The following is an 18795-nucleotide window of genomic DNA, read 5'->3' as shown; positions in this document are numbered from 1 at the left end:
ACGGCTATGAAGACATCTTTATTTAACCTCATCAGAGGACAGAAAAAAATAGTTAATTCTTTTATTTTTCTTATTTCATGGTCACAGATCCATGCTCAGGCCAACAGTCTTTTTTTACATAAAGAAGAGCAAAAACCAATCGATAGGGAATATAAAAGTATTTCATCTTCGCATTCTCCGTTATCTTTTTCTGAAAACGAAAGAAATTCGTCACCTGAACAGGCTCCTGTAAACAATAAGGAGACTGTAGAGAAGATACCTCAAAGCTCATCAGAAAGCGTTAAAACTTTTAATATATCCGATGTAAAAAGCTATGGATCCAAATTATACAGGTCAGATATTAAACAGGGGGTTATTGGTAAAGACCAGGAACATCCTATAGACCAGGTATTTGATAATATATTTACAGTGTTGGTGAATGACGTTGTAAAACCCAATTCTTCTATATGGCTGGAATATGAGCTTTATGGAGTGAGCGAGGCCTCAGGTATCAGCAAATACATCAATGATGAATTGGCTACGGGAGGTAAGGTTGTGGAAAAAAATAACCAATGGAGTTTTCATTCCGAAGCATTATCGCCCTCTGCTGTTCTTCTGGGGAAAAATAAAATCACCTTTACCATTCCTTCCGAAGCAGAATATACCTATAAGGTTCGTAATGTCCATATCAGGATTGATACATCTATACCTTCCTCTTATAAAGCGGTAAAAGCTATTTCTTCAGCACTGATAAAAAATATTGCTGCAGGAGAAGCTGGAGAATTACATTGGGAAGGCGCAGGTCTTGAAGTAAACAAAGGCATTCTGAAAACATCACAGAACTTTTCAGTAACCCCTTTGCGGGATATTGATATTCCTGTTACCACTCCCGAATTCGTTAATGTTACCAAACAGCATTTTGCGTATCGTTTTCTTCCTCATGGAGAGCATTTCAGCATTCCTGCAAAAGTATCAATGGATTATGACAAATCTAAAATTCCTGCAGGATATACCGAACAGGATATCAGGGCTTTTTACTTTGATGATATCCAGAAAAAATGGATGGCACTGGAAAAGGATTCTTTGATGAGTGACAAGCAGATGTTGGTTTCTAAAACAACCCACTTTACGGATATGGTTGCAGGAATTATCAAAGTACCTGAATCTCCGGAAACCGGCAGCTATGCTCCCAATTCTATTAAAGATATCAAAGCAGCAGACCCATCCACAGGAATTGTGAGTATAGGAGCACCTTCACCCAATAGTATGGGAACAGTAAATACAAGTTTTCCTATTAAGCTTCCTGCCGGAAGACAGGGAATGCAGCCGTCATTATCTGTAAACTACAGCAGTGAGGGAGGCAATGGCTGGCTGGGTTTAGGCTGGGATCTTTCTACTCCTGCGATAAGTATTGATACAAGATGGGGAGTACCAAAATATGACGGAGCAAAAGAGACAGAAATCTATTCTTTTGGTGGGGAGCAGCTGACTTTTAAAGATGGTGATAAATACGTTTTGCCAAATCGTGCAGAAGGTTTTGATAAAGACAGAACTGCAGAACGTCAGTTTTATCCGAGAATAGAAGGTGCGTATCATAAAATCATCAGACATGGAAGCAGCCCGTCCAGTTACTGGTGGGAAGTGATCAGTAAAGATGGTACCAGAAATTATTTTGGAGGAGATGGTACTGCCGTCGTAGAAAATGCGGTACTGAGGCAACCCGGAACAAATAATATCGGCTACTGGTCGCTTTATAAAACAATTGATACGAATGGAAATTATGTAAAGTACAATTATGATACGCCCACATACAGTTCGTCAGGAACTCTTGGAAATGGGGGGAAAGAAATGTATATCAATACAATAGAATATACCCTTAATGATGCTAATTCTTCTTTAAAGAAATACAGGGTCAATTTTGGATATGATTCCAATCAAAGAGAAGACGTACAGGTAGATGCAAGACTTGGATTTGTAAGGGTAACATCAAAAAGGCTGGGAAACATTCAGATATCATATGATGGAACCCAGGTGAGAAGTTATGAGTTTCAATATAAAAAAGGAGCCTTTTCTAAATCGCTTTTAGAAGCAATTACTGAAAAAAACGCAAATGGAAGTGTATTTTATACCAATAGAATAGAATATTTTAATACTATAGAAACCACACAGTATTCACCCGAGACTTCAATTGATGCTGTTGCTAACGATGCAGGAATAAAAAGTTCTTCATTATTGGGGCATGGTGACTCGAAAAATACAACGGTTGGTGGAGCCCTTACCTTTGGTGTTGCAAAAGTAGGTGATACCCAGGCCTACAATCCGCTTACCAAAAGTGCAACGTTTGGGGGAGATTATCAGTATACTGAAGGAGAAGGTGGAGGAAGGCTTACCATAACCGATGTAGATGGAGATGGGCTACCTGATAAGGTTTTGAAGAATGAATGGAATTCTCCGAATTCTGTTTTTAAATATAGAAAGAAAGGATTAGATATAAGTTCTTTTGGAAGTGTTTTATTGACTCCTGAAAACTCGAAATCTTTTTCTTATTCAAAAAGCTATACGAATAGTTTTGGTTTCGAGGCAACCGCCTCAATACTGGCTTCGGCAGGGATATCTGGAGGAACATCCAAAACAAAAGATCTCACTTATAATTATTTTACAGATGCCAATAGCGATGGAATTCAGGATATTGTCAGCAACGGGCAGGTCTATTTTGGAAGGATAGAAAATGGGGTTCTAAAATATACGACAGATGTTTTACTGACTCCAAACCCAATCAGTAAAGGAGCTGCTATAAGTACTCCGGCTGTAGACTGTAATGATCTATTGGAGGATTATAAAAACTCCCCCCTTCACGATGTTGTTAAAGTTTGGCGGGCGCCTTATGAAGGAACTATTAATATATTAGGAGTAATTAGACTAAAGAATCCTTCATCTAGCCCGGACGGAGTGAAAATAAGTGTGCAACAGTATAATGCAGAAACAAATACTTCAAGCTTTTTAGTTCCGTTTACGGTACTCAACGCTGCAAGCAGCTTATATAGTGTTGTTCAGACATCAATACAGGTAAAACCGGGTGATTATTTTTATTTCAGGGCAAATTCAAGGGACAATGGTGTTGGGGATATTGTAGAATTTCCTATGAATATTACCTATATCAGTGCTGCAATGGCCTATCCATACCCGGGTGCTCTTAAGGATTGGTATAGAGATTCATCAGAAACACTCTTAGGCCAGTTTAGCAATGTGAGCCTCATAAGCAGTAAAAACGGGACAGGAGTCCCTGTCAGTGTAAGCTCGGCAACCGTTACGGGAATATTTATTAAGCCTCTTACGGTAAAAGACATTACATTGAATATTGTAAGAAAACAATCAAATGGTACGGTAACAACCATAGGAAGTCAGCAGTATCCTAGCACAACTACCGGAAGTCAGAATCTGCTTTTTAACACAGGTGCTTTGGCTGAAGGTGATATCCTGTATTTTCAGGTACAATCTGACTTAAATGAAAAATGGGAAGACTTAAAGTTTAATAATGTAAAGCTGACTATCAATTATGAAGGAAGTGATATGGAACTACCCGTAGTCCCGGACATTCAATTTTATAATTTAAGAACCAATACAGTTTCCACATTTAAGCCATGGATTGATATGCGTAGCCGTGACGGGAATTATTCATTATATGCAAAATTAATGGGCAAACCGGCAGGAAGATATACTTATATCGTTAGAAAAAGACTAATGCAGCGTGGAAACTTTGTGGATCCGATCATTACTACCATCAATTGGACAGGTAGTGTGAGCAGTATGCAGGAGCTTTCTATTTCACAACCTATTGTACGTTATAATGATTATTATGTGGAATGTTATACAGATCTTGAAACTGATAAAGGATTAGATGGAACGATCCCTAGTCTGGAAGTGGAAATTCGCCAGTCTGTAAATGTAAATCCTGCTGCTCCTACAGTATTTGAAACCCATGGAATCAATGTTTACGGAAAAGATACCGATAAAATATATCAGGAAGGATCTAATACGGATCTGTCTAAAGATGATGCAAGGTTTGGAGCTATGTATAGAAGCTGGGGTCAGTTTATTTATCATGGAGGCTATGGTACATTGCCGGCAACTTGTGGTGAACTGCAAAATCAGTTAACAGATTATGGGAGCCAGCTTATAGATCCCGGTAAATTAGTTCCTCCTGTTGATGAGAATGATTCTACTCCTTTGAATCAGAGGCTTTTCATGATGATGAACGCTTATAATGGAAAAGATTTTAATGCACCCACTAATCCTGATTACGTTCAAAGGTATATTGGAATCAGTAAAACCACTTACGTTCAAGGTACAGATGTTTCCACTTCAAGAATGGGAATGAATGATATGACTGTTCTTTCACAAGGGTCACCTGCAAATACACCAGGCATTTTTAACGCGCCTGTTAAACAATCAAAAACGACAAATGATAATGAAGGGATTTCAGGAGGGTTTTCCGTTTTCTCTTTAAATAATACAAAATCGAAAGGAAGTACAATTAATACACTGGATTATTTTGATATGAATGGAGACGGCTATCCTGATGTATTGAACGGAAATGCTATTCAATATACCAATATGATCGGTATGCTTTCCGGAAGTACCTTAACAGGAGCCAACGATAATCCACACAGAACAGAGCATAAAAATTCTGGAAAAGGAGTGGGACAAAGCTATCCATTATCAGGAAAGTCCAATGAATCCAGTAATAAAAATGCATTAAAAGCTGTTGAACCAGGCTTTAACTTTTCTGCAGGATCATCTGATGGCACAGACTTTTCTCTTTATAGTTATATTGATATTAATGGAGATGGACTATTGGATAAAGTTTCTCAGAATGGACAAGTTCAGTTAAATTTGGGGTACTCTTATGCCGCTCCTGAAAATCTTTCATATGATAATTTCAGAAATGGAACCACTACTTCCTCTAATCTTGGGGCAGGAGCTTCCATTGGAGGAACCATAACAAGCGGCTTGCCTAAAGGAGTAAGCATGTTTAACGGTAGTATTGCTTTTGGAGCCGGAAAATCTGAAACATTTAATGATCAGAAAACATCACTGATAGATATCAATAATGATGGTCTGGCAGATCTGGTAACCAGTTCGGGCGGAAATCTGAGCGTCCAGATCAATACAGGAAACAGCTTTGTTGCCATTCCATGGAATGCTGCATTCAATATTCAGCAGGATGTTTCCCGGGGATTTAATATGAATGTAGGAGTTACGGCGTCTGTCCTTATTCCTATCGGCACTACCGGAAATTCTCTTAAAATTTCAGTAAACCCAAGTACGAGCTTTGGGGAAGGAGACAGTAACGTTAAGCAGCAGATAGTAGACCTGAACGGAGACGGCTTCCCGGATTTATTACAATCACAGGCAGATGGAGATGGTAATTTCAGTAATACAGCAGGATTTGTAAAGTATTCCACGATAGGAACTACCAACCTCCTCAAAAAAGTAACCACTCCAATGGGTGGATCCTGGGAGGTAACCTACGAAAGAACAGGAAATACTTATGATTTGCCGCAAAGCAAATGGATCATGACTTCTGTGGTGACAAATGATGGGTTTACCGGAGACAATCAGTTCAGACCGGATGCTTCCAAAATTACTGTAACCTACGAAAATCCTTACCATAGCAGAAGAGAAAGAACATTTTATGGATTTGAGAAGGTAAGAACCAATCAGATCAATACAGGAAATGGAGGAGCTGCTGCTACAGAAATCTACCGATATACCGACCAGGTTTTCAATAATAATTCTTATTTCCTAAAAGGATCTTTATTATCTGAAATACTATACGATGCAGCAGGGAAAAAATGGACGGAGAAAAATAATACGCTTACCTTAAGGACGATTCATAATACGGCTACGGTAGCGACTAATCTGCCAGTGAAAGAAGGAGAAAAATCGCTGACGAATTATGCCTACTTTACTGCACTGGACAAAACCACTTCCAGCTTCTATGAAGGGCAGGCGGTTGCAGGTAAATCTACCTCTACAGAAATGGTATATGACAATTATGGTAACCTGAAACAGAATAAAGATGCGGGAGACGTTCAGATCGGAGCCGGAGAAGTGCTTACTTCTATTATAACATATCAGGTTACAGACAATGCTTCAAACTATCTCATCCTGCCTACAGGGGTAAAGTCAACTGCTGCAGGGGTAGTAAGGGAAAGAACAGCTCAGTATGACAGTAAAGGAAATGTTACTGCCATTACCATGGTAGGCCCCGGAAATCCTGTCAATAATTATGAGTATGATATCTATGGAAATATTAAAAAAGCAACCGGTCCGGTGAACCACCAGGGACAACGCTTCTTCCATGAGTATACCTATGATTCTAATGTAGCGACTTATCCAACGATGGTAAAAGATGCCTTCGGATACAGCAGCAAGTCAGAATATGACTTCCGGTTTGGAGTCCCTGTCTTCACTGAAGATATGAATCTGCAGCCGACACAGTATGCTTACGATGCAGCGGGAAGAACAACTGAAATTACCGGTCCTTATGAAATGTTCAACGATATTCCATGGACGATACAGTTTGAATATAAACCGGTCAACGATGCACCATTGAATGCTACAGGGGCACAATCTTATGCCGTAACCCGTCATTATGATCCTGATAATGCTAACAATACCATTAATACCGTAAGTATTTCTGATGGTTTCGGAAGCCCCGTACAGGTGAAAAAGACGGCAGATCTCTACCAAAAAGGCCTTAAATATGTGGTTTCCGGAAAAGTAGAACAGGATGCTTTCGGCAGAGCTCTGAAAACATATTACCCTACAGAAGCACAGGCTTCAGGATATACTTATGATGCCACGGTAGATAATATTGTTCCTACCATCAATACGTATGATGTACTGGATAGAGTCCTTACCACTAAATTACCGGATGAAGATCTGATTTCTGAAATGGAATATGGCTTTGGAAATGACCGCGAAGGAAGACTGATGTTCCGTACTATTATGACGGATGAATTAGGAACGATCAAGAAAGCGTATACAGACATTAAAGGGCGTACAACAACTGTACATGAACCTTCCAATACCGGAGATATTTTTACAAGCTTCACCCATGATGCTATTGACGAGTTGTTAAAAGTAAGAGATGTACAGAATAATCTGACAACCAGTATTTATGATGATTTAGGTCGAAGAACATCCATGACCCATCCGGACAGCGGAATTTCCACCTTTGTATATGATGCTGCCAGCAATATGACTTCCAGAACCAATGCTGAAAATGAAACCGTTACTTACACCTATGATTTTGGCCGTCTGAATGCTGTGATGTATCCAAAATATCCTGAAAATACAGTGGAATACTATTATGGCCAGGCGATGGACGCTTCAGCTATGGATAATAATTCGGTAGGCAGGCTATGGTATCAGGTAGATGCTACCGGAACACAGTATATGAAATACGGTAGATTGGGAGAACTTACCCATCAGCGCCGTTCAGTAGCCGTTCCGGGAGCAGGAGTATACTGGTTCGGTACAGAATGGGAATACGATACCTGGAACCGTGTGAAAACGATTACCTATCCGGATGGAGAAAAACTAACGTATAACTACAACCTGGCCGGAAACCTTAAGAATATGGCTTCGGTAAAAGATGGTTTCACCAGAAATATCATTAATGAATTAGGCTATGATAAATTTGACCAGAGAGTATTCCTGAAATACGGAAACGGAACAGCAACCAGCTATGAGTATGAGACCAAGAGAAGAAGACTGCTGAAAATGAATGCCCAGACTCCCGGTAACCGTTACTTTATGAAGAACCTGTATCAGTATGATGTGGTAAGTAATGTTCTTCAGATCCATAACAATGCTCCTGTAGCACAGGCCGGATTATTGGGTGGAGGGACCAACCATACTTATGGATATGACGATTTATACAGACTGACTTCTGCAAGTGGAAACTGGCGTGGCATCAATCCGCAAAGCCAGGAAGAACGTCAGCGTTACACCGTTACCATGGCTTACGACAACATGCATAATGTGATGGGTAAAACCCAAAAGCATGAAAAAGCGATGGGAAATACCGGGAATGTGTGGAATACTATAGAAGTGAGTTCTTACCGATTGAACTACAAATATGAAAGCACAAAACCTCATGCGCCAACAACCATTGTAGATGAGCCTAATGTGCCGGGTGCTTTATGCTGTGATGTAAACAATCCTCAGGTGAAGTTCCAGAACTATACCTATGATAAAAAAGGAAACCCTACAGCCATTGCTCAGCAAACCTGTGAAGCAACAGAACCTAAAACAAAGTACTTATGGGATGAAGAGAACCGTCTTCGTTTTGTAGATACCAATCCTTCCACTCCGGAGGTAGATGGAGCGTCCATCTATACTTATGATGCCGGAGGAGAAAGAATTATCAAAAATGTATTGGGTGATGCCGTTATTATCAATACAGGAGGAAATGAAAGTATAGTAAACAATAACAGGTATACAATCTACCCGAATGGTATGCTTTCTGCCGCTCTTACGTTAGATCAGCAAACCGGAAAGTATATCCTGAATTATACCAAGCATTATTATGCCGGCAGCCAACGTATCAACAGTAAATTAGGAAAAGGAAAAGATGTAGGGCAATTTAATTGCGGATGGCTGATTATTCCTTTTGGAGCAGGAAGTGCAGCAATCAATGAAAAAGCGGTAGCTAAAGAAAAGTTGGAGGCCAATACTGCCGCCAGTTTAGCGATTATGGCAGCAAATGGAATTACGCCTCCCCCTAACTATGGACAAAATGCAGGCTATACTGAAAATTGTGTATCTTCGTATACAGGTGTAGAGGAGAAAGATACGTATTGGTATCATCCTGATCACTTAGGCAGCAGTTCTTTTATTACCGGTTTAGACGGAGAAGTAACCCAGAATATCGAGTATTTCCCAAGCGGAGAAGTGTTTGTAGAAAACCATAAAAATTCTTACAATACACCTTATAAGTTTAATGGCAAGGAGCAGGATGATGAGACAGGGTATTACTATTATGGGGCGAGATATTATAATGCAAGGGTTAGCCTTTGGTATAATGTCGATCCATTAGCGGAGAAGTATCCTTCAATGTCTCCTTATATTTATGCAGCGAATAATCCTTTGATGTATGTTGATCCTGATGGGAGAGATATTGTTCCATGGTTAATAAATTCGTTTAAAAATGGAAATACTAATAGACCAAGGATGACAAAAGGTTATTTGTCTAATACAACATTAAAGTCTATGTATGAGTTTGGTAAAACAGCTGCTGGTACCGCTTTTTTTAGACAGTTTTTAAAGAAAGGACAATCATTTGCAGGGGTTAGTGCTTACGAGAATGGGAAGTATAGCGATCAAACGTTGAATATTGTTGATCTGCATATGAATGATGCTACTCAAATGGAAAAAGCATACGCTACAGGAGCTACTGGCCAGCCATGGGACGGAATGGCAGTTTTTGAAGCAAAAAATGACAATAAGTTAAATTTAAATATTTATTTAGACTCTGGTGATGATAAAGCATATGATGGTATTGTAGAAGTAATGGGACATGAGGGACTAGTTCATGGAGACTCATATGAAGGATATCTTGAAAAGCTTAAAGAAACTGGTGTCGAAGGCTTTAATCAATACCTAAAACAAAATGACCAAGGAAAAGAAGATCATATTTCTCTAAGAGATCAGAACTTAAAACATTCTGGATATAAAAAATATGACAGTATGAAAAAAGATTTAATAAAAAGGAATCTTAAATACCAACAAACCTTTGATTCAAGCCATAAGAATTATGAAAAAAACTATAAGAATTATAAGAATGATTAGGGTTTTGCTTGGATTGTTGTTTTTCATTATCATCTCTTGTGAAAAAAATAAAGAGAATAGCGTTTTATTGAAAAATAATATTAATCCTAAAAATACTATATTCTTTAGCTATCGTTCTAATGGAATTGAGGAAGTATTGACAACATTTGAGAATGGAAAATATTATAAATCAAAAAATTATCTGACAAAAAAAGAAGATGGGTACTATGAAGATGTTGACTTGGTTAATAACGATAGCATTAGGGACTACAGGAAAGTGTTGATTAAATATAATGATAACTATACATATAATATCCCTATGCCTATGCCTTCTTTTGATGGGAAAGTGAATGTATCAATAAGAAACATTGGACCTAATAAATATTTATATACATCTATTTCTGGGAATACAGGTATTCGCCTTTTCTTTGATAATGAATATAAAATATATAAAGTTGTAAGAATTTTAAGTCCAAGAGATAGTTTGGTTTATGAGTAATTTGTCCCCCGCTGCGCAAAGTCTGTGACTTTGGGATGATAAAAAGAAGAAACCACCGCAATAGCGGTGGTTTTTATTGTTATCTACCATAAGTAGTTTTAGTTTTGTAGTCTCTAATAATTAGTCATCCCTTAAAAACATTTTAACTATTTTAAATTCAATTGTTTAGTGATAAAATAATCAAAAAATCATTAGGAATACTTGCCAAAAAGCGGTATTTTACAGTATAAAAACTGGCAAAATGTTAGGAAAGATTAAACCGGATTTACAGCAGAATTTATTCAAAACGAGACTCACGGAACTCATTAATATGGATCATCCGTTGGTGAAATTGTCCAATGAGATTGATTGGATAAAATGGAGCAAGAGTTTGAAAAATTATTTTCAACCCAAGGAAGACCGTGTGTTGCGATTCGAAAAGTTGCTGGTTTATTGCTTTTAAAAGAGATGTTTAAAGAAAGTGATGAGAGTGTTGTGGAACGATGGATTGAGAACGCCTATTGGCAATATTTTACAGGGGAAACCTTTTTTCAAACTGAAGGCCCCTTTGATCCAAGTCAGTTTGTACATTTTAGAAAACGTATTGGCGAAAAAGGTTTAGAATATTTATTGAGCCAAAGTGTAAATCTTCATCGAGAGGCAAAATTTGAGAAAGAAGTTCAGATTGACACTACGGTTCAGGAGAAAAATATCACTTTCCCGACGGATGCAAAATTGGCTAAAAAAGTGATTGACAATTGCATAAAAATTGCTAAAAAAGAAGGTGTTAAACAAAGACAGACGTACAAAAGAGTGAGCAAACAATTGCTTCGGGATGCGTATTTCGGTCATCATCTGAGGCGGAAAAAGAAGGCAGTAATGGCAAGGAAAAAGCTCTGAACGTTGGGAAAAAGACTGGTTCGGGAATTAGAAAGAAAAATGCCGGAAGATGTTTTGGGAAATTACAAATTGGAGTTTGAGAAATTTAAGAAAATAGTAACCCAGGAACGAAATACGAAAGATAAAATCTACAGCTTACATGAGCCACAAACTGCGTGTATTGCAAAAGGAAAAGCCCATAAATCTTATGAATTTGGGACAAAGATAGCTGTTGTGAGAGGCCAAAACAGGAGTAATCACTTCGATAAAAAGATTTTCCGGCAACCCTCATGACAGCAAAACCTTAGAAGAATCTTTATCCCAAAGCCAAAGAGTACGAGAATTAATTGGCGGAACAAGACCCCAGACTGCAAGTGCAGATCGTGGATTCCGAGGAATAAAGGAAGTTGAAAATACCCAAATATTAATTCCGCAAAACAAAAAAGCAACCACCAAATATCAGCAAGAAATTGGGAGAAAAAGATTCCGGGCGAGAGCCGCGATTGAACCCACAATATCGCATTTAAAAAGAAATCATTCTATGGGCTTAAACTTCCTAAAAGGTATTGCAGGAGATATTCATAATGCCCTACCTATTAGCAGGAATTGGCTACAATTTAAAATTAAAATTAAATCAAATCAAAGCTCAAATAATTTTGTGGATTCAAATAGTATTCAACCTTTTATCAAAAAACAAAACCAATATTTTTGTTGAAACTAAATGGGTGGCTTTTTAAGGAATGACTAATTAAATCCATGTAGTGGAATACGTGTTTTTTTTCATCTTCGGGTAAACTTTCTAGTTCGTCCAGTCACCCGCTGCGCAAAGTCTGTGACTTTGAGCAATAACAAAAAGAGGTTGCCACACTTTTGAGACAGCCTCTTTACAGCAAGATGAAAATTGTATACCTTCGTATATAGACTTGGAAGAGAAAGATATCTACTGGTATCATCCTGATCACTAACCCTAGAGTGAGTCTTTGGTTGAATGTGGACCCGCTGGCGGATTATAATCCGTTTATGAATGATCAAGCTTATATTGATGGGGAACATAATGGTGGAGTGTATAATTCTGGAAACCTAAATCCATATATCTATACATACCAAAATCCTATTAAATATATTGACCCTAATGGCAAACAAACATTTTTTATGCAAACCAGAAGTTTTGCACCATTTAATAGATTTGGAATGGGGTTCGAAGGAGATGGAAATAATAGAAAATTTTCTACAAGTCAATCAGATACATATAGAATTGCTGCTACGGCAAAAATTAATCTGGATAATAGAAGTATGACCATGACACCTCATATAACTCATTCAGACTGGCTGGGAACTGAATTTAGTAGTGCTACTTCGCCTACAAATGTTAAAGGAAGTAATGCCTATAATAGCAATAAACAATCATTTTATGTACATATGTATGGATCGAATAAAGCCATGTTATGGGGAATTGTATCTCCTGATATTGATACAAATGTGAGTTTTAATGTTTCAAATGTAATGAAAGGACAAAGTTTTGACATTGAAGGAACTGTTTATGGAGATAAGTTCCCATCAAATGAAACATTCATCACAGATACAAAAGGAAATTCTTTATTTTTAGGTGCTTCTGGAGCAGATGGCTCTCCTTATACTTCTTTAGCAGGAGATAATGAGAGACCTATGTCTAGTTTTAGATTCAAAGTTTTATTAAATAAAAATGATACATTTAAAGGTGTCAATTATAAGGGTAAAAATTATTCTCCTAATCAATGGAATGTACAATTTCAAAAATTAAATCCTCAAGATGGAAATGTCCAATCTGGAAAAGCAGCAAAATAATGTAATATGAAAAAACCAATTTTTAATGTATTTATTATAAGCATTATAGTATTATCAGTAATTGCCTGTTTTTTAGGACTTACAGATGATGCCTTCCAAATAGTTTATCCTTCTAAAAATGTGCCATCATACCTTATTAATTCTATAAAATATTTTATTTTTTGGGTTTTGCCTTATTGGTGGATAATAATAGTAGGAGGGTCTTTGCTAATAACCTTTTTATATTGGTCAATAAAAAAAATATTCAAATAATTATTGATAAGGCTAATCTGTTTCAAATAATATATAGCTGATTTTAAAAAAATCATAATTTAAAATTTATCAACTCATTTGATATATTTTAACTATAATAGTATAAACTCTTGAAACCTTTCTTTGTTGCAGATTATGGAACTACAGCAATAGAACATATTGCAGCGGGACATTTTTTTAAATCAAGAATTGGTAGAGAAAGCAGTCGTTTTTCACAAGCATTGAGTAATACAAAAAGTGTCAAAAAATTAGTTCAAGAAGCTATAACGAAAGGCAAACATAGTGGAACTAAAGATAATTATAAAGTAATATATGAATTTGATGAAGTAATTGGGACTTATGATACGAAAGTGAAAAACGTGGTAGATGGTATAGAAAGGACTAAAATAATGAGCCATAAAACAAAAACAATTACTGTATATTTCGATAATGCAGGGAATGTTAAAAATGCTTATCCTACAAAATAAATTATATGAATTCAATTTTTTTTGAATATAAATTAGAGAACGAGATATTTGATAATATTAAAATTAAATACTATGATATATACGATTTGAAAAAAAGCTTCAGTGGAGTTATATATATACATATTCATTATAGTACTGGGGAGAGAAAAGAAATAATACTTGAAACAGGGATTTTAGATTACATTAATCAATTTGACTCTATGTTTTCTCATATTGATGAAGGAAATAATGAGGCTTTTACTGTATCGTATGATTTTTATAGTAATAGTCTTGATTACCTTTATAATGAGCATACTAATGAATTAGTAATTTCTGAGAGTAATGCCGGGTTATTTAAGATCAATTGTAATTATGATGATTTTAAACAGAGCTACAAAAAATTCAGAAAAAAAACATTGAATAAATTAATTGTTTCATTTCCTCAATTAAAAGAGAATAGTGCTTTCAAAAAGTATTTTATTGATTGTTAAAAATTATATTCTCCTTTCACTGGTATGAGCTTCCAGCTCTTACCCAGCAAAAAAAAATAGAGCCTTCACAATAGTGAGGGTTTTGTTTTTATAGGATCTGTGGGATGAAGAGAACCGTCTTCGTTTTGTAGATACCAATCCTTCCACTCCGGAAGTAGACGGAGCATCTATCTATACTTATGATGCCGGAGGAGAAAGAATTATCAAAAATGTATTGGGTGATGCCGTTATTATTAATACAGGAGGAAATGAAAGTATAGTAAACAATAACAGGTATACAATCTACCCGAATGGTATGCTTTCTGCCGCTCTTACGTTAGATCAGCAAACCGGAAAGTATATTCTGAATTATACCAAGCATTATTATGCAGGCAGCCAACGTATCAACAGTAAATTAGGAAAAGGAAAAGATGTAGGGCAATTTAATTGCGGATGGCTGATTATTCCTTTTGGAGCAGGAAGTGCAGCAATCAATGAAAAAGCGGTAGCTAAAGAAAAGTTGGAGGCCAATACTGCCGCCAGTTTAGCGATTATGGCAGCAAATGGAATTACGCCTCCCCCTAACTATGGACAAAACGCAGGCTATAATGAAAATTGTGTATCTTCGTATACAGGGGTAGAGGAGAAAGATACGTATTGGTATCATCCTGATCACTTAGGCAGCAGTTCTTTTATTACCGGTTTAGATGGTGAAGTAACCCAGAATATAGAGTATTTCCCAAGCGGAGAAGTGTTTGTAGAAAATCATAAGAACTCTTACAATACACCTTATAAGTTTAATGGTAAGGAGCAGGATGATGAGACAGGGTATTATTACTATGGGGCGAGATATTATAATCCTAGAGTGAGTCTTTGGTTGAATGTGGACCCATTGGCGGATTATAATCCGTTTATGAATGATCAGGCTTATATTGATGGGGAACATAATGTTGGAGTGTATAATTCTGGGAATAATAATCCGTATATTTATTGTTATCAAAGCCCTATAAATTATACTGACCCTAATGGGAAACAGACTGGAGCTTGGGAAATACCAGCCGTAGTCTATTTGGTTGGAGCTGTTGTAGCTGTTGTAGCAGCTTATAATGTTTCAGAGGCGGCTAAAAAAGCTGACTTTTCAAGATATGAAACTCCTCCTGTATATCGTGAGACAATTCCAGCTAAGAGTCCCAAAATAACAAGAGAGGAAATATTTAGGGATAAAAAAGAATCTTTAAGAGCAGAAATTTATCCAGCTGCTAAGAAAGACAAATTAACTATTAGGACTTTTCCAAAAGAAGAACAGCAAGGAATTATCATTTTAAATGCCTCTAAGAGAAAAGATAATAAGCTTGAACCAGATAAAGGTGCTTTTGGAGATCATAGTACATTTGAAACAGATGACAATGGCGATATTTATAAATACGAAACCTATGAAAAGACAAAAACAGGTCATTTTAATCCTAAGAAACGTTTTGATGGAGGTCAAAAGGATGGTACTGATGGAGCTGATCATAATGGAATAACAACTCCACATATTAATTTTAAGGATAAAAAAACTCCAGTTCGAAAACCTACGTCAGAAGAATATCCTCGTAACAACAGATTTAAAGGAAAATAAAATGACATTATTAAATTTACAAAAATGGTTAGAAGCTCAATCTGATGGAGATTGGGAACATGAATATAGTGTGAAAATATCAACAACAGATAACCCTGGTTGGAGTATATCAATACCTATTGTTCGTACTTCATTAGAAGACTATATATATGAACATGATAGCTTTATTGATGATATGGATTGGTATAAAATATCATCAAATGGTAAATATTTTACATCTTATTGTTCTCTGAATCGAATTGAATATGTCATAGAATTTTTTTTGAATGATTTTTTTAAAATGTCAAATAGAAAGGATGTTATATATAGTATATTTTATCAACATAGATTAGAAAATTCATTAGATATATTTTTACCATTACAAGCTATCTCAATTGACTATCAAACATTTTTAGTGATTTCATTAGAGGAAGACTTTATTAATGAAATAAAAGTTAAGAATGTTCAAGAATTTGAAATGCTTGAAAATCTTAATGAAGAAAATCTCAAAAATATTGTTCTTGGTTTAATAAATAAAAAAGTTCAATATAAGTCTGAAATGTTTTATGATTCTCCAGCTATAGTTATTCAATCGAATGTATGATAGCCCCGCTGGTGCGAACGTCTCGCTCGTGTCTGTAGATAAAACGAAGCCACCGCAAATTGTGGTGGTTTTGTTTATATACACAAATTTTTAAATTTAGGAATCTATGCAGCCAGCCAGCGTATCAACAGTAAATTAGGAAAAGGAAAAGATGTAGGGCAATTTAATTGCGGATGGCTGATTATTCCTTTTGGAGCAGGAAGTGCAGCAATCAATGAAAAAGCGGTAGCTAAAGAAAAGTTGGAGGCCAATACTGCTGCCAGTTTAGCGATTATGGCAGCAAATGGAATTACGCCTCCCCCTAACTATGGACAAAATGCAGGCTATAATGAAAATTGTGTACCTTCGTATACAGGTGTAGAGGAGAAAGATACGTATTGGTATCATCCTGATCACCTGGAGGGCGGAGCGTAAAGAAAAGGTCCGGTGGACCTTTTTAGCGAACGAGCCAGACTGTCGCGTAGGCGTTCTTTTATTACCGGTTTAGATGGTGAAGTAACCCAGAATATCGAGTATTTCCCAAGCGGAGAAGTGTTTGTAGAAATCGACGGAGGAGATTCGCCGATTCTTTTAAAAACAATAAATAAGGAAAGAGGCAAAATCATAAGAACTCTTACAATACACCTTATAAGTTTAATGGTAAGGAGCAGGATGATGAGACGGGGTATTATTACTATGGAGCGAGATATTATAATCCAAGGGTGAATCTTTGGTTGAATGTGGACCCATTGGCAGAGAAATTTGCAGAACGCTCACCTTATGAGTATGCTTTTAGCAGTCCTATTAAATTTGTTGACCCTGATGGAAGAGATCCAAGACCAGGAATGTTAATTCTGTCTTATCGTGGATATCTTGGAGGTTGGAATGTATCGAGCCGAAGTACGGGATCAACGTCGTTCAATCTTGCATATGGCTTAAGTAAATATACTAGGATGAATTATCCTGTCTCAGGAGTTCAAGTTAATATTGGTTATGACAGTTTTTATTTCAAAGATAATACAACTGCTTGGGCTTATATTAAGGCTATTAATAACTTGGATGCTATTAACAATAATGAAGCTCATCACGCCACATTTAATTCATCTGCTAAAATAGGAAGTGATATATATGACACTTCTAAACGCCCTCAAAATTATAACGATGGATCTATAACTGGGCAATCTATTTCTGAATTAGGTTGTAATTGCGGAGCTGTAATGATGGGAGCAATTGGAGCATCAACTTCTAGATACAGTAGTGTAAATGAAGTTTTGGAGAATCCGAATCTGTTGAAAAATCAATCTGCTGAGAACTTTATAACTAATGTTGAACTACCTAATAATTGGAAAGCTGAAACTCTCAAAAGAGGAAGTAATAAAGGTGGTGGATACAAGGCTACAGAATACGATCCAAAAGGAAATCCAACAGGAAAATATATAAGATATAATCCCGGTTCAAAATATGGTAGAAAAGAGGGGGCCCCTTATTGGAGAGTATCAAATGGAAATGTAAAATCTGAACCAATAAAAGGTAAATAGTATGGAAAATAAAAAGTTAATTGAATCATTACAAATAATTTCTAAGGATCCTTCTGGGCAAAAGAATTATATAAAAGGACTATTTAAAGATGTAGATTATGAGAATGCTGAAGAGATTTTGTTAAATTATGAGGATGTGAAATATTTGAAAGATGAATATTTATATAAACCTAATCTTGAGAAAGCTTTTTTTGAGTTAGAGCAAATATTAGATGAAATAGATGAAGGGAGATTATTTTTTTTTTCAACACTTAATAATTCTATTTGGAATAAAGCCCGTAATAAAGCCCGTGAAATCCTTAACATTTTAAATAGCGATGAATAAGACTTGTAATTCCCCTTGCTAGCGCGGGCATCTTGCTCGTGTCTAGAATAAAAGGAATATTATTATGATCATTTTTCGTGTTTTAGAATATGATTAGAAAGGATATTTCACGAAATTAGCTAATTTTATGAGTTTAGTACGAGCTTGAAGCTCGCGCCAGGGGATAGGCAGCAGTTCTTTTATTACCGATTTAGACGGTGAAGTAACCCAGAATATCGAGTATTTCCCAAGTGGAGAGGTCTTTGTAGAAATCGACGGAGGAGATTCGCCGATTCTTTTAAAAACAATAAATAAGGAAAGAGGCAAAATCATAAGAACTCTTACAATACACCTTATAAGTTTAATGGTAAGGAGCAGGATGATGAAACTGGGTATTACTATTATGGTGCGAGATATTATAACCCTAGAGTGAGCCTTTGGTTGAATGTGGATCCGCTGGCGGACTACAATCCTTTCTATAATGCAGAGCATTATATTGATGGGGAACATAATGTTGGAGTGTATAATTCTGGGAATAATAATCCGTATATTTATTGTTATCAAAGCCCTATAAATTATACTGACCCTAATGGGAAACAGAC

The 18795-nt window shown here is 36.4% G+C and carries 14 protein-coding genes and 2 pseudogenes; all 16 read left to right on the top strand.

The features are described 5' to 3' along the window. The first annotated feature begins 6 nt into the window (after nt 1-6). Nucleotides 7-9840: a SpvB/TcaC N-terminal domain-containing protein gene (locus tag MP478_RS16065; protein ID WP_257200981.1), complete on the top strand. Its 9834-nt coding sequence runs from the start codon at nt 7-9 to the stop codon at nt 9838-9840. Further along, nucleotides 9806-10318 (top strand): hypothetical protein, encoded by a 513-nt coding sequence (locus tag MP478_RS16060; protein ID WP_257200980.1) that lies wholly within the window; start codon nt 9806-9808, stop codon nt 10316-10318. Before MP478_RS16065 ends, MP478_RS16060 begins: the two co-directional genes overlap by 35 nt. Before the next feature lie 357 nt (nt 10319-10675). Then, nucleotides 10676-11197: a transposase gene (locus MP478_RS16055; RefSeq protein WP_257200979.1), complete on the top strand. Its 522-nt coding sequence runs from the start codon at nt 10676-10678 to the stop codon at nt 11195-11197. Nucleotides 11198-11200: 3 nt separating this feature from the next. Next, on the top strand, nt 11201-11470 hold the full coding sequence (locus MP478_RS16050; protein WP_257200978.1) for a hypothetical protein: 270 nt from the start codon (nt 11201-11203) through the stop codon (nt 11468-11470). After that, nucleotides 11433-11891: a transposase gene (locus MP478_RS22610; RefSeq protein WP_373691721.1), complete on the top strand. Its 459-nt coding sequence runs from the start codon at nt 11433-11435 to the stop codon at nt 11889-11891. Before MP478_RS16050 ends, MP478_RS22610 begins: the two co-directional genes overlap by 38 nt. Nucleotides 11892-12196: 305 nt before the next feature. Beyond that, the gene (locus MP478_RS16045; RefSeq protein WP_257191395.1) at nt 12197-13000 is read left to right on the top strand and encodes a hypothetical protein; all 804 of its coding nucleotides are present in this window, start codon (nt 12197-12199) and stop codon (nt 12998-13000) included. A 6-nt stretch (nt 13001-13006) separates the two neighbouring features. Further along, complete coding sequence (locus MP478_RS16040) at nt 13007-13252, top strand: hypothetical protein (RefSeq protein WP_257200977.1); 246 nt, start codon at nt 13007-13009, stop codon at nt 13250-13252. 110 nt (nt 13253-13362) lie between these two features. Then, nucleotides 13363-13719 carry a hypothetical protein gene (locus tag MP478_RS16035; protein WP_230038519.1) on the top strand — a complete coding sequence of 119 codons (357 nt, stop codon included), beginning with the start codon at nt 13363-13365 and terminating at the stop codon, nt 13717-13719. 5 nt (nt 13720-13724) lie between these two features. Continuing rightward, complete coding sequence (locus MP478_RS16030; protein ID WP_230038520.1) at nt 13725-14189, top strand: hypothetical protein; 465 nt, start codon at nt 13725-13727, stop codon at nt 14187-14189. A gap of 214 nt (nt 14190-14403) precedes the next feature. Further along, nucleotides 14404-15789 (top strand): RHS repeat-associated core domain-containing protein, encoded by a 1386-nt coding sequence (locus MP478_RS16025; RefSeq protein WP_257200976.1) that lies wholly within the window; start codon nt 14404-14406, stop codon nt 15787-15789. A gap of 1 nt (nt 15790) precedes the next feature. Beyond that, complete coding sequence (locus MP478_RS16020; protein WP_047495325.1) at nt 15791-16372, top strand: Imm53 family immunity protein; 582 nt, start codon at nt 15791-15793, stop codon at nt 16370-16372. Nucleotides 16373-16612: 240 nt separating this feature from the next. After that, entirely contained in the window at nt 16613-16786 is a 174-nt protein-coding gene (locus MP478_RS16015) for a hypothetical protein (protein WP_257200975.1), read from the top strand. 194 nt (nt 16787-16980) lie between these two features. Then, a pseudogene (locus tag MP478_RS16010) lies at nt 16981-17166 on the top strand (RHS repeat-associated core domain-containing protein); the annotation flags it as partial. Between the two features lie 138 nt (nt 17167-17304). Then, entirely contained in the window at nt 17305-17889 is a 585-nt protein-coding gene (locus MP478_RS16005) for a hypothetical protein (protein WP_257200974.1), read from the top strand. Between the two features lies 1 nt (nt 17890). Further along, nucleotides 17891-18214, top strand: coding sequence for a hypothetical protein (locus tag MP478_RS16000; RefSeq protein WP_257200973.1), 324 nt, complete (start codon nt 17891-17893; stop codon nt 18212-18214). Between the two features lie 363 nt (nt 18215-18577). After that, nucleotides 18578-18795 (top strand): annotated as a pseudogene (locus MP478_RS15995) (hypothetical protein); the annotation flags it as partial.

This window comes from Chryseobacterium sp. WG14 (assembly GCF_024586945.1).
GTDB lineage: Bacteria > Bacteroidota > Bacteroidia > Flavobacteriales > Weeksellaceae > Chryseobacterium.
Note: the sequence above shows the minus strand (reverse complement) of the source record. Positions and strands in the feature narration are given on the sequence as shown.